General features: G+C 67.6%; 9 protein-coding genes. 7 read left to right on the forward strand and 2 right to left on the reverse strand.

Features of this window, described 5'->3' with window-relative positions:
- Position 1 precedes the first annotated feature (1 nt).
- The 5 genes from gatB (at position 2) to V7Q48_RS03810 (ending at position 5,191) form a co-directional block, all read left to right on the forward strand.
- Complete coding sequence (gene gatB / locus V7Q48_RS03790; protein WP_333836367.1) at positions 2-1,498, forward strand: Asp-tRNA(Asn)/Glu-tRNA(Gln) amidotransferase subunit GatB; 1,497 nt, start codon at positions 2-4, stop codon at positions 1,496-1,498.
- A 257-nt stretch (positions 1,499-1,755) separates the two neighbouring features.
- Positions 1,756-2,391 (forward strand): penicillin-binding protein activator LpoB, encoded by a 636-nt coding sequence (locus V7Q48_RS03795; protein WP_333836368.1) that lies wholly within the window; start codon positions 1,756-1,758, stop codon positions 2,389-2,391.
- A 54-nt stretch (positions 2,392-2,445) separates the two neighbouring features.
- A complete protein-coding gene (locus tag V7Q48_RS03800) occupies positions 2,446-3,897 on the forward strand; it encodes a hypothetical protein (RefSeq protein ID WP_333836369.1) in 1,452 nt (483 codons plus the stop codon).
- Positions 3,898-3,908: 11 nt separating this feature from the next.
- Positions 3,909-4,379, forward strand: a complete 471-nt coding sequence (locus V7Q48_RS03805) for a hypothetical protein (RefSeq protein ID WP_333836370.1) — start codon at positions 3,909-3,911, stop codon at positions 4,377-4,379.
- Positions 4,379-5,191 (forward strand): hypothetical protein, encoded by an 813-nt coding sequence (locus V7Q48_RS03810; RefSeq protein ID WP_333836371.1) that lies wholly within the window; start codon positions 4,379-4,381, stop codon positions 5,189-5,191. Before V7Q48_RS03805 ends, V7Q48_RS03810 begins: the two co-directional genes overlap by 1 nt.
- A gap of 111 nt (positions 5,192-5,302) precedes the next feature.
- Here the strand turns inward: V7Q48_RS03810 and V7Q48_RS03815 are convergent, their stop codons facing one another.
- A complete protein-coding gene (locus tag V7Q48_RS03815) occupies positions 5,303-5,860 on the reverse strand; it encodes a hypothetical protein (protein ID WP_333836372.1) in 558 nt (185 codons plus the stop codon).
- A gap of 208 nt (positions 5,861-6,068) precedes the next feature.
- A complete protein-coding gene (locus V7Q48_RS03820; RefSeq protein WP_442947087.1) occupies positions 6,069-8,972 on the reverse strand; it encodes a M16 family metallopeptidase in 2,904 nt (967 codons plus the stop codon).
- Between the two features lie 357 nt (positions 8,973-9,329).
- Between V7Q48_RS03820 and clpB the strand changes: the two genes are divergently transcribed.
- Together clpB and V7Q48_RS03830 are read left to right on the forward strand one after the other, a co-directional pair.
- Positions 9,330-11,909, forward strand: a complete 2,580-nt coding sequence (gene clpB / locus V7Q48_RS03825; protein WP_333836376.1) for an ATP-dependent chaperone ClpB — start codon at positions 9,330-9,332, stop codon at positions 11,907-11,909.
- A 269-nt stretch (positions 11,910-12,178) separates the two neighbouring features.
- Positions 12,179-13,834, forward strand: a complete 1,656-nt coding sequence (locus V7Q48_RS03830) for an ATP-binding protein (protein ID WP_333836513.1) — start codon at positions 12,179-12,181, stop codon at positions 13,832-13,834.
- Positions 13,835-13,894 lie beyond the last annotated feature (60 nt).

Below are 13,894 nucleotides of genomic sequence, written 5' to 3' on the forward strand. Positions count from 1 at the left end.
GATGAGCAGCTATCGTATCCAGGGCGCCACGGGCGAGTGGGAAGTGGTCATCGGCCTCGAGGTCCATGCCCAGGTCACCTCCAACGCCAAGCTCTTCTCGGGCTCGGCCACTGCCTTCGGGGCGGAGCCGAACACGCAGGTCAGCCTGATCGACGCGGCGATGCCGGGCATGCTGCCCGTGCCCAACCGCGAGTGCATCCGCCAGGCCGTGCGCACCGGCATGGCGATCGGGGCGCAGATCAACGCGTGGTCGCGGTTCGACCGCAAGAACTACTTCTACGCCGACTTGCCGCAGGGCTATCAGATCAGCCAGCTCTACCACCCGCTGGTGGGCGAGGGCTCGCTCGAGATCGTGCTCGACGACAAGAACCCCGACGGCAGCACCAAGGTCATCGGCGTGGAGCGCATCCACGTCGAGCAGGACGCGGGCAAACTGATGCACGACCAGCACCCGACGATGTCCTACGTCGACCTCAACCGCTCGGGCGTGGCGCTGATGGAGATCGTCAGCCGCCCCGACATGGCCTCCCCGGCCGAGGCGGGCGCCTACCTCACCAAGCTGCGCCAGATCCTGCGCTATGTCGGCTCGTGCGACGGCAACATGGACCAGGGCTCGATGCGCGCCGACGTCAACGTCTCGGTGCGCCGCCCCGGCGAGCCGCTGGGCACGCGGACCGAGACCAAGAACGTCAACTCGGTGCGCTTCGTCATGCAGGCGATCGAGCATGAGGCGAGCCGCCAGGTCGACGTGCTCGAGGCCGGCGGCAAGATCGTCCAGGAAACGCGCCTGTTCGATCCGAACACCGGCTCGACCCGCTCGATGCGCAGCAAGGAAGACGCGCACGACTATCGCTACTTCCCCGACCCGGACCTGCTGCCGCTCGAACTCGACGAGGCCTTCCTCGCCGAGTGCCGCGCCAGCCTGCCCGAACTGCCCGACGCCAAGCGCGCCCGCTATACCGACGTGCTCGGCCTTTCGGCCTATAACGCTGCGGTGCTGACCGCCGACGTCGACACCGCGCGCTGGTTCGAGACGCTGATCACCGCCAGCGCGGCCAAGCAGGGCAAGGACGAGGCCGCCGTTGCCAAGCAGGCCGCCAACTGGCTGACGAGCGAGCTGTTCGGCGCGCTCAACAAGCTGGGCAAGGGCCTGGATGACAGCCCGGTCACCGCCGAGGGCGGGGCCGAGCTGCTCGCGCTGATCGGCGACGGCACGATCTCCGGCTCGATCGCCAAGCAGGTGCTGGAAAAGATGCTCGAAACCGGCGACGGCGCCGCCGCCATCGTCGAGCGCGAGGGCCTCAAGCAGACGACCGACACCGGCGCGATCGAGGCGGCGGTCGACGCCGTGCTCGCCGCCAATGCCGACAAGGTCGAACAGTATCGCGGCGGCAAGGAAGCCCTGTTCGGCTTTTTCGTCGGCCAGACGATGAAGGCGATGGCCGGCAAGGGCAATCCGCAGCTGGTCAACCAGGTGCTGAAGGCCAAGCTGGGCTGACCTCACCGTAGATATACCGGGGCGAAGGGCCGCAGGACATTGGTTCTGCGGCCTTTTGTTTGTCAGATTTATTCAAATGATAACAATCAAATAGTCTGTGCGGTGCGTCGATCCGACGCCAGCAATACAGATTTTCTTGCAAATCCAGCATTGGCTGGGCGAAACAACGCCGAAGCAATTCGAAACTATTCGAGTCGATCAGTAATAAACTGATTTCGACTGCAACCTTGTGCGGTTGCGAGGGCGTTGGGGGGCAAATGACGATCCGGCAATTCGGGCTGTTGGCAGCAGTAACTATCGCGGCGCTCGCCGCTACGCCGGCGATGGCTGGCACCAAGCGGATCGAGGGCGTGCAGGATCTCGATCCTGACTCCAAGGCGGACAATGACGGCGTCGGCATCGCGTCGCGCGACATTGCCGCGATCTCCGATGCGATCGTGCGCGATCTGCTCAACTATCCCGAAGTGATCGACCGGCCCTTGCCGCCGCGCGTCATCATCCAGGCCAGCGATCTGCGTAACATGACCATGCAGCGCTTCCAGCGCGACATGCTGACCGACGCGCTGCGTTCGCAACTCAATCGGTCTGCCCGCGGCAAGCTGCGCTTCATCAGCCGCGAATCCGCCGAAGTGGTCGAGCAGGAGCGCGCGATGAAGCAGGACGGCTTCGTCAGCGCGGGGACCACCGATCCCAACCGCATGCGCAGCGGCGCTGACTATCGCATGGTCGGCAAGATCACCTCGATCGACACGCGCAACGTCGGCACGGGGACGCAGCAACGCTTCACGCAGATCATGTTCGAGCTTGTCGATCTCACCACCGGGGACATCGTGTGGACCGGTGAGCCGAACAAGTTCAAGCGCGCGACCGACATGGACATCGTCGACCAGTAATCGATCAAACGGGGGAAACGGCCGCCTGACCGCCGGCGGCTGCAAGGGGGAATCATGACCAAGACGACACTTCGCACCGGCTTGTGCCTGCTCGCGCTGACCGTGGCTGCGCCGCTGTATGCGCAATCGGCCACCACGGCAGCCGCGACCACCGCCACCACGACCACTGCCACCACAGCGCCTGCCGCTGCAGCACCGGTCGATTCCGTCGCCGAGCGCAAGGCCGCCGAAAAGGCCGCCAGGGAAGCGCAGCGCCAACAGGCCGAACTGCGCCGCAAGTATGGCGAAGGCCCTTATCCTGGCCAGGTCGAGGCATTCCTTGCCAACAAGCCGGAAAAGCTGAGGCCACTGCTCTCGACGCTCTACCTCGGCGGGGAGCGCAATGCAGTGCTGAACCTCGACCGCGTCGGGCTGGCCGCGATGGAAGCGGGCGAGTGGACGATCGCCGAACACGCCTTCGACATGGCGCTGACCCGGATCGAGGCGGTCTACAAGAAGAACGTCCAGGCCGAGCAGGCCAAGTCGCTGTTCAAGAACGAAGCGCGCAAGGACTTCAAGGGCGAGCCGTACGAACGCGCGATGAGCTACTACTATCGCGGCCTGCTGTACCTGCGCGCCGCCGATTTTGACAACGCGCGGGCCTCGTTCCTTGCCGCCCTGTTCCAGGATTCCATCAACATGGATGGCGATCGCGGGCAGGACTTCGCCTCGATGAACTATCTGGCCGGGTGGGCCTCGCGCTGTGCCGGCGATGCGGGTGACGCGCGCGAGCAGTTCGACCGCGCCACCAAGACCAACGCCGCGCTTGTGGCGCCGGCGACCGATGCCAACGCGCTGCTGGTGGCCGAACTCGGCTACGGTCCCGTCAAGACCAAGGGCGGTGCCAAGGGCGAACTGCTCGAGTTCAAGTCGCACACGCTGGATGTGGAAAACCAGCTCGAGTTGCGCGATGCCTCGGGCACGTTCCAGCCGGTGCTCAAGCCGGTCGAAGCCTCGAGCCTGGTCTATCAGGCGACCGAGCGCGACGGGCGCAAGATGGACGGCGTGCTCAAGGGCAAGGCCCAGACCAAGGCCGCCCTCGAAGCCTCGAGCCAGGCGATGATGCAGGCCGCGATGATGCAGAACAATTCGGGCGGCATGCTGGGCGGGATGCTCGGCGGGGCCATGCTCGGCCTGTTTGCAGGCGCCGCCCACGTCGAGGCCGATACGCGCCAATGGGACAGCCTGCCCTCGCGCATCATGATCCAGACCCAGAAGATGGATCTCGCCAAGTTCAAGCCGGCCGCCCAGTTCCGCAAGGATGCCGATGCGGTCAATCTCACGCCGGCGGGCTACTTCACCGGCGGCAATGATCGCTGCAAGATCGCCTGGCTGCGCGCCCGCAGCGCCATCGACATGCCGGCCGCAACACCGGGTGACGATGCCGGCGTCGCCAAGGCCAGCGCTTCGCGCAAGGACGTCCAGCTCAAGGACAAGGCCTTCCGCGACTCCTTGGCGCAACTGTGAGGACGCTGCCGATGTCGACCCGTCATATCGCCCTGGCCATGGGAGCGGCGCTGCTTGCCCTGTCGGTGCCGGCCCACGCCGAAAACCTGACCGTCAAGTGCCACATCGGCGTGGCCAAGCGCGCGCCGATGACCGGCGACGCGCTCGTCGCCAACGTACCGGGGGCGATGCGCCCGATCCCGCTCGACGCGGTGCAGTTCATCGACAAGAAGATGGCAAAGTCGGTCATCGTCGAAGGGCTGTTCCAGCGCCGGACCGAGACCGGCGCCGCCGAAGTGATCGCCCGCCTCGTCAACTGCACCAAGAAGCCGTTGCAGCTGCGGGCCCGCACCTCGTTCCTCGACCAGCAGCAGGCGCCAGCCGAGCCGACCTCGGCGTGGAAGATGCTGTTCCTGCCGCCGCTGAGCCTGGCGACGTACGCCCAGCGCTCGATCCGTCGCGAAAGCGTCGACAGCTTCCTCATCGAAGTGGGGCCGAACTGATGGCGTGCCTGCATCGTCGCATCGTCCTCACCGCGCTGGCCCGCACCGCGCTGGCTAGTGTCGCGCTGCTGGGGATCGTCACCGCAGACGTGGCGGCGGTGCGGGCCGCCGCGCCCCGCCGCGCCCCGGCCGCGCGTGCTGTTCGCGGGCCGGTCTACGGCGGCGGGTTCGCCAGCGCTTACCAGCGCGCCGGGCGCCCGCGCGTGGTGGTGTTCTGGAACCGCGAGCTGTCGGAAGAAACCGGCACGTCGTATTCGGGCGTCGTACGCGGCCATTCGGAGCAGCGCACCGGGTTCGACGGCGACGAACTCTATACCACCAATGACACCGAAGTGCGTGCGGGGGTGGAGCGCAACGATCTGCAGCGGCGCTCGTCGGAATTCACCGAGCGCACCGACTGGAAGTTCGAGTCCACCTTCCTGTCCGGCCTCGCGCAGTCGGGCGTCAACGTCGTCGACCGCACGATGATCGTGCGCCGTAGCGGCCGCAAGGCCGGCAATACGCCCAACCAGCAGGCGATCGAGATGGACGCGCTGCAGGGCTATGCCGATATCCTGATCGAAGTGCTGCAGACCGGCGACGACGGCGCGCCGTCGGGCGTGAGTTTCAAGGTGACCGCCAAGCGCATTTCCAACGGCCGCATCCTCGCCGCGTTCGTGACCGACGGCCAGCCGCCGGTCAGCACCGCCCGACGCTGGGTCGCCGGCCCCAACGGCTACGAACGCGCCGCCCCCGAGGCCCCGACCATGGGTGGCATCGCCCGGCAACTGGTCAACGAAACGCTCGACGCCCTGGGCGCCGGGTTGGGGTGAGCAAAGCTCTAACCCGAGATTCCCTTCTAGGCCGAGCACTTGCCGCAATAAACATCGCTCCCGATCCTCACGGACCGGGGGCGTTATGCATTCGTACTGGCGAACGGGGCCTCAGCGAGCTGCGGGCGTTGCGGCAGTTTCCAGGGGCGCTGCGGCCGCGGGCGCTGGTGCCGCCGCTGCGTTGGCTGCCGCTTGCGCTGCCAGCGCCGTCTGGATTTGTTCATCGGTCAACACGTTTGCGGTCATGCGATCCGCGGTCACCGACTTCCACATTTTGCTGGTGAATTCGGCGGCCGTGGCTACCTCCAGCTTGGGCCGGCCGGCCATGATACCCATGGCGACGCTGCACTTTGCATACTGGGTTTCGCCGGCTTTAAGGTCGACGAAAAGTTCGTCCTTGGCTTCCGACGAAACGGTGTACGTGTGTCGGCCCGGTTCTGTGACCACCACGAAGAAACGCGCTGGCGGTAGGGAGCTCACCTTTGCGCCTGCCTCGCTTACCGCACAGCTGATCGCCGCACCGACCATGCCGCCTTTGCGGAAGAATACCATTTGAGCCTTGCCGGCCGGTGGCGCGGGAAGCGTCACGAGTTCGGCTTTCTCGGGGCTGGCGATAGCGGGCGTTGCTGCAAGCACGCCGGCTGCAGCAAAGATGGCAAGGCACTTCATCGACGATCTCCTGTAATTGCCACAAACGAGCCGATGGTCGTCTGGAACAGGCAGAATCGTGCATTCACGTGCCAGTGCTCCCGTCATCCCCCCACACGCCCCCTTCGTGTGCAACGCAATGTTGCGCAACATCGTGTAATCAGATGGCATTGCGGCCGCAAGTCCCGCTGGGAACTTGCGGCCGCGAAGGCGTCAAAACGGAGTGGTTTTACTTCCCCGGCACCGTCGCCACTTCCACCGGCAGGCCCAGCTTGTCGAGCTGCGGGCGCACCTTGGCGGCGTCGCCGACGATGACCCAGGTGAGCTTGGACGGGTCGATCGCCTTGCGGGCCGCGCCGTCGAGGTCGGCGGCGGTCAGGGTCGGGTAGCGCAGGGCGAGGCGGGTGTAGTAGTCATCCGGGCGGTTGAACTGGACGATCTTGACCAGCCCGCCGAGCACCGCCGACGAGGTCTCGAACGCGCCTGGGAGTTCGCGGGCGCTGCCCTGCGTGGCCCAGGCCAGTTCGTCGGGCGCGACGCCCTTGGTCTTGAGGAACTGGTCCATGTCCGCGGTCATCGCCGCGATTGCCGGGCCGGTCTGGTCGGTCTGCACCGGCGCGACGAGGCGGTAGATGATGCGGTCCTGGCGCTCGGAGATCGCACTGCCGACGCCATACGACCAGCCCTTGCTTTCGCGCACGTCCATGTTGAGGCGCGAGAGGAAGCTGCCGCCGAGCACGTCGTTGGCGGCGCGCAGCGGCACGAGGTCGGTGCGGCCGGTGGTGTCCAGCACCACCCCGGCGGTGATCGTCGACTGCGGCGAGGCCGGGCGATCGACGAGCAGGATGCGGGGGCGGGGTGCAGGGATCGCGGCCGAGAGGTTCTTGGCCGGGGCAGGGGCGGCGGGTTCGGCCCAGCTGCCGAAGCTCTTTTCGAGCAGCGGCTTGACCGCGGCCAGCGTGGTGTCGCCGACCACGAAGATCGTCGCCTTCGACGGGCGGTACCAGGCATCATGGAACGCCACCAGCTCGTCGCGGGTCAGGCGCTTGACCACCGCCGGATCGCCGGTGCCGGTCGGCGGCGTGCCATAGGGGTGCTGCGGGCCGTAGAGCACGGGATAAAGCACGCGCGAGGCCATGGCATTGGGATCGCGCAGTTCCGCATCGATCGCCGCCAGCTGCTGGGCGCGCACGCGCTCCAGCTCGGACGGGCGCACCGCCGGGTGCACCACGTAGTCGGCCAGCAGGTCGAGCGAGCCGGCCAGGTTGGGTGTCACCGCGTCGAGCTGGAACGCGGTGCTGTCGGGCAGCGCCGAGTTCGCAATCACCGCGCCGAGGTTCTCGCGCGCCCGGGCAAAGGCGGCGGCGTCGTAGCGCTCGGTGCCCTGGTCCATCATCTTGAGCAGCAGCGCCTGCGTGCCGAGCGCGGCATGCGGGTCGGCGGCGATGCCGGCATCGAAGGCGACCTGGACCGAGACCACCGGCACCGCGGCGCGGCGGGCGAAGACCACCTTGATCCCGTTGGCGAGCGTGGTGCGCTCGATCCTGGGGAATTCGAGCGGGGCGAGCGTGCCGATCGGCGGCAGTTCGCTGCGGTCCGGTCCGGTGGCGGCGGCAGCGGTTGCCGCCAGCGGGGCAGGGGCGCTGCCCGGCTTGTGCCAATAGGCGGGGTGGGCACCGCCACCGGCCTGGTTCGGATCGATCGCGAAGCCGGCGCGCGCCTCGCCGCCCGCGGTGCGGGTGCCGGGCTCGACAGTCAGCGCGAAGACCGGGCGCGTCAGGTACTTGCGCAGCGCGTCACGCACTTGTGCAGGGGTGAGCGCGGCCATCGCCGCCAGTTCCTTGCGGTAGTAGCCCGCGTCGCCGTGGTACAGCAGCCCTTCGGCCAGCGTCGGCGCCTTGCCGCCGAAACCGCCCACCGATTCCAGCTTGCGGATCTGATCGCTGGCGGTGACGGTCGCGGCGCGCGCCAGTTCGTCGGCCGTGGGGCCCTGCGTCACCAGACGGGCGATCTCGGCATCGAGCGCGGCGCCGACCTTGGCGGCATCCTGCCCCGGCTTGACGTCGGCCTGGACCACGAACTGCCCGGCCTGGGCATAGACCTCGGCATTGGCGCTGGCATCCACCGCCAGCTGCTGGCCGCGCACGAGGTTGTCGTCGAGCCGCGAGCTGGCGAGCCCGCCCAGGATCACCGCGCCGATCTGCAGCGGCAGGTATTCGGGGTTGTCGTAGCCCGGGATCGCCCACATGCGGTAAAGCCTGGTCGTCGCGACTTCGTCCTTGATCGTTTTGGCGATCGGCGCGGGCAGCGTCGGTACGGGCGCCGCGACCGGCTGCACCTTGGGGCCCGAGGGGATCGCCCCGAACCAGCGCGCGACCTTCGCCTTGGCTGTCGCGAGATCGACGTCGCCGGCCAGCACCAGCACCGCGTTGTTGGGCGCATAATGGTCGGTGAACCAGCCCTTCACGTCGGCGAGGCTGGCGCTGTCGAGGTCGCCCATCGAGCCGATGGTGTTGTGGTGATAGGGGTGGCCCGAGGGGTACAGGTTCTCGAGCTGCTCGTACTGCACGAGGCCATAGGGTTCGTTGTCGCCCTGGCGCTTCTCGTTCTGCACCACGCTGCGCTGGTTATCGAGCGTCTCCTGCGTGACCGCGCCGAGCAGGTAGCCCATGCGATCGGACTCGAGCATCAGGAAGCGATCGAGCGCCGCCGAAGGCACGGTCTCGAAATAGTTGGTACGGTCGAACCAGGTCGTGCCGTTGTAGTCGGTCGCGCCGGCGTTCTGCAGCGGGGTGAAATAGTCGCCCTTGTTGTGCTCCGACCCGTTGAACATCAGGTGTTCGAACAAGTGCGCGAACCCGGTCTTGCCCTTCGGCTCGTTCTTCGAGCCGACGCCGTACCAGATTGAGACCGCCACCACCGGCGCCTTGCGATCGGTGTGGACCAGCACGCGCAGCCCGTTGGGCAGGGTGAACTGCTCGTAGGGAATGTCGACCGCCTTCACCAGCGACGCAAGCGGCGCCGGCGCGGGGAGGGCGGGGGCCGTTGCGGCGAAAGCGGCGGTGGGAGCGACGCCAGCAACGGCGCCGGCAAAGGTGAGGGCCACGAGCGAGGCGGTAAGGAAGCGCTGCATGCTGGGGGGCGTGTCCTGTCGATGGATTGTGGCGCTCATGTCTAGGCGCGCAAACGCCGCTGTCAAAGGCGAACTGAAGGGACGGATGGTTGACGTTGCAACCGGATGACACCGGCCCCGCCCCGTTCGCCCTGAGCCTGTCGAAGGGCCATGCTGGAGAGCGCAGCGCTTGCGTCCTTCGACAGGCTCAGGACGAGCGGGGGGGTGACAGGGGGCGTGCGCTTGAAGCCCAAACGCTTCGTCACCGCGGGCTCCCGCCAGCCATCCGTATACCGAACAGCGAAAATTTGACCCAGATCCTTGTGTTGCCCAAAGGCCACACTACCTTGTGCCGGTCAGGAAAGTGAGACCCGCTTTATGAACCTCGAAAAATTCACCGATCGTGCCAAGGGCTTTCTCCAGGCGGCGCAGACGCTGGCGATCCGCCTGAACCATCAGCGCATCACGCCCGAGCATGTGCTCAAGGCCCTGCTCGAGGACCCCGAAGGCATGGCCAGCGGGCTGATCCAGCGTGCGGGTGGCAATCCGGCCACAGCCGTCGCCGCGGTCGATGCGGCGCTGGGCAAGATCGCGGCCGTCTCCGGCTCGGGCGCGCAAAGCTCGCCGGGGCTCGACAACGATACGGTGCGCCTGCTCGACCAGGCCGAACAGGTCGCGACCAAGAGCGGGGACAGCTTCGTCACGGTCGAGCGCATCCTGCTCGCGCTGACGCTGACGGGCACCACTGCTGCGGGCCAGGCGCTCAAGGCCGCGGGCCTCACGCCGCAGTCGCTCGAGGCGGCGATCGCGGCGCTGCGGGGCGGCCGCAATGCCGACAGCGCAGGCGCCGAAAACGCCTATGACGCGATGAAGAAGTACGCCCGCGACCTGACCGCCGCGGCGCGCGAGGGCAAGCTCGACCCGGTGATCGGGCGCGACGAGGAGATCCGTCGTACCGTGCAGATCTTGGCGCGGCGCACCAAGAACAACCCGGCGCTGATCGGCGAGCCGGGCGTGGGCAAGACCGCGATCGCGGAAGGCCTTGCGCTGCGCATCGCCAACGGCGACGTGCCCGACAGCCTCAAGCATCGCCGCCTCATGGCGCTCGACATGGGCTCGCTCATCGCGGGTGCCAAGTATCGCGGTGAATTCGAGGAGCGGCTCAAGGCCGTGCTCGACGAGGTCAAGGGCGCCGAGGGCGAGATCATCCTGTTCATCGACGAGATGCATACGCTGATCGGCGCGGGCAAGACCGACGGCGCGATGGACGCCTCCAACCTGCTCAAGCCCGCGCTGGCACGCGGCGAACTGCACTGCATCGGCGCGACCACGCTCGACGAGTACCAGAAGTACGTCGAGAAGGACCCGGCGCTGCAGCGGCGTTTCCAGCCGGTCTTCGTGGGCGAGCCGACGGTGGAGGACACCATCTCGATCCTGCGCGGCATCAAGGACAAGTACGAGGTGCACCACGGCGTGCGTATCGCCGACGCCGCGATCGTGGCGGCCGCGACCCTGTCCAACCGCTACATCGCCGACCGCTTCCTGCCCGACAAGGCGATCGACCTGATGGACGAGGCCGCCAGCCGCATCCGCATGGAGGTGGAGAGCAAGCCCGAGGAGATCGAGACGCTCGACCGCCGGATCATCCAGCTCAAGATCGAGGAAATGGCGCTCGCCAAGGAGACCGACCGGGCGAGCCAGGACCGGCTCGACGCCTTGCGCGAGGAACTGGCCAACCTCGAACAGCAGTCGTCCGAGCTGACCACCCGCTGGCAGAACGAGCGCGACAAGATCCAGGCCGAGGGCCGCATCAAGGAGCAGCTCGACGCCGCGCGCGTGGAGCTCGAGCAGGCGCAGCGCGTCGGCGATCTCGCGAAGGCGGGCGAGCTGGCCTATGGCCGCATCCCCGAACTGGAGCGGCAGCTGGCAGAGGCCCAGGGGGCGAGCGAGAATGCGCTGCTGCGCGAGGAAGTGACCGCCGAGGACATCGCCGCGGTGGTCAGCCGCTGGACCGGCGTGCCCGTCGACCGGATGATGGAAGGCGAGCGCGAGAAGCTGCTGCACATGGAGGACACGCTCGGCAAGCGCGTGATCGGCCAGCGCGATGCGGTGGTCGCGGTGTCCAAGGCGGTGCGCCGCGCGCGCGCGGGCCTGCAAGACCCCAACCGACCGCTCGGCAGCTTCCTGTTCCTCGGCCCCACGGGCGTGGGCAAGACCGAGCTGACCAAGGCGCTGGCCGGCTTCCTGTTCGACGACGACAGCGCGATGGTGCGCATCGACATGTCCGAGTTCATGGAGAAGCACGCCGTCAGCCGCCTGATCGGTGCGCCTCCGGGCTATGTCGGTTATGACGAGGGCGGCGTGCTGACTGAAGCGGTGCGGCGCCGGCCGTACCAGGTCGTGCTGTTCGACGAGGTCGAGAAGGCGCACCAGGACGTGTTCAACGTGCTGCTCCAGGTGCTCGACGACGGCCGCCTGACCGACGGCCAGGGCCGCGTGGTGGACTTCACCAACACGCTCATCATCCTCACCTCGAACCTCGGCAGCCAGTACCTGGCGAACCTGGGCGAGGGCGAGGACGTGGCCACGGTCGAGCCGCAGGTGATGGACGTGGTGCGCAGCCACTTCCGCCCCGAGTTCCTCAACCGGCTGGACGAGATCATCCTGTTCCACCGGCTGGGCCAGGAGCACATGGCGCCGATCGTCGACATCCAGGTCGCGCGCGTCGCCCGCCTGCTCAAGGATCGCAAGATCACGATCGACCTGACCGACGCGGCCAAGCGCTGGCTGGGCCGGGTGGGCTACGATCCGGTCTATGGCGCGCGCCCGCTCAAGCGTGCGGTGCAGCGGTACCTGCAGGATCCGCTGGCCGAGAAGCTGCTCGCCGGCGAGGTGCCCGACGGCACCAGCTTGCGGATCGACGAGGGCGATGGGGCGCTGACGTTCGGCGCTGCCTGAACCGAGGCTATCCTAAACCGCCCGGCCATTTGATGACCGAACCCCCTGCCGCCCGTGCCGGCAGGGGGTTAGCGCAACCTTAACCCTGCCTGCCCTAGGCCTTGCGCCACACCATCGGGGCGAGCGCAGGTATGAACGATATGAGCAGGCAGGTATTCATTCCCGGAATGCCTGCCGGGCCGGACGATCTTGGTCCGGCTCCCGTCCCCGGCGATGCAGGCGCGGCCGGTGCGATCGATGGCGCGGCCCCTGGCGCGGCCCTGCGGATCATGCCACGTGCTGCCCAGCCCGACGTGCCGCGCGACCCCCCGCCATCCGAATGCGCGTTGAAGCCGATCGGCGTCGTCGTCGAAGTGGCGGGTGCGGGCGCGGGTCTTGCGCTCGATCTGCAGCGACTGGAGGAATGCACCGGGGACGCCGATCCGACGGTCGCCATGTCCGGCCAGGTCGGCAGCCAGGTCAAGGTGCGCGTGGCGGGCGGCTGGCTGCTCGGCTCGATCCGCAACCAGCGGCAGGACCGCCGCGTCGAAGGCGGCGCGATCTGCCAGCTCGATTTCCTGGGCGAGGGCGACGAGCATGCCCAGACCGGGCGGATCTATGGCTTCCGCCGCGGCGTGACGCGCTTTCCCGTGCCCGGCGCGCTGGTCTATCCCGCCACCAGCGCGGACTTGCGCCAGATCTACGCCACCGATGGCCGCGCGCACGTCACCGTCGGTACCGTCTTCCCCACGCCCGACATTCGCGCAGGCCTCTATATCGACCCGCTGCTGGGCAAGCATTTCGCGCTGCTCGGCTCGACCGGCACCGGCAAGTCGACCGCCGCCGCGCTGATCCTGCACCGCATCTGCGATCTCGCCCCCGAGGGCCACATCGTGATGATCGACCCGCACGGCGAATATCCGGCAGCGTTTCGCGACAGCGGGCAATTGCTCGACGTATCGAACCTGCAGATGCCCTACTGGCTGATGAACTTCGAGGAGCATTGCGAGGTGTTCCTCACCTCGACCGGCGCCGACCGCCAGATCGATGCCGACATCCTCGCCAAGTGCCTGCTGATGGCGCGGCAGAAGAACCGGCTGGCCGAGACGGTGGGTCGCATCACCCAGGATTCGCCGATCCCCTACCTGCTTTCCGACCTCTGCGTGATCCTGCAGAACGAGATGGGCAAGCTCGATAAGGGCCACACCTCGGTCCCCTACATGCGCGTGAAGAGCAAGATCGAGGAAATCCGCAACGACCCGCGCTACCAGTTCATGTTCTCAGGGATGCTGGTGGGCGACACCATGGCCGAGCTGATCGGCCGGCTGTTCCGCCTGCCGGCGCACGGCAAGCCGATCTCGATCATCGACGTCTCGGGCGTGCCTTCGGAAATCACCTCGACCGTGGTGGCGGTGCTGAGCCGGCTGGTATTCGACTATGCGATCTGGTCGCGGCGCGAGTCGATCCGCCCGATCCTGCTGGTCTGCGAGGAAGCGCACCGCTACGTGCCCAACGAGCGCAATTCGGATGGCTCGGCGGTGGGCCGCATCCTGTCGCGCATCGCCAAGGAAGGGCGCAAGTACGGCGTCTCGCTCGGCCTCATCACCCAGCGCCCGTCGGACCTGGCCGAAGGCGTGCTGTCGCAGTGCGGCACGATCATCGCCATGCGCCTCAACAACGAGCGCGACCAGGCCTTCGTGCGCGCCGCCATGCCCGAGGGGGCGCGCGGCTTCCTCGATGCGATCCCGGCGCTGCGCAACCGGGAGTGCATCATTTGCGGCGAGGGCGTCGCCATCCCGATCCGCGTCGCCTTCGACGACCTCGACGAACGCCGCCGCCCGGCCTCGAGCGATCCCTCCTTCAGCGACCTGTGGAACCGCACCGGCGGCGAGGAAGCCAGCGTCGCGCGCACGGTCCAGCGCTGGCGGGCCCAGGCGCGGTTCTGATCGGGGCATGCGGGTGAGGGCGGGAGATGACATTCCCTCCCCTGACCCCTCCCGCAAGCG

Origin of the sequence: Novosphingobium sp. (assembly GCF_036803765.1) — a bacterium.
In the GTDB taxonomy this organism is placed as follows: domain Bacteria; phylum Pseudomonadota; class Alphaproteobacteria; order Sphingomonadales; family Sphingomonadaceae; genus Novosphingobium.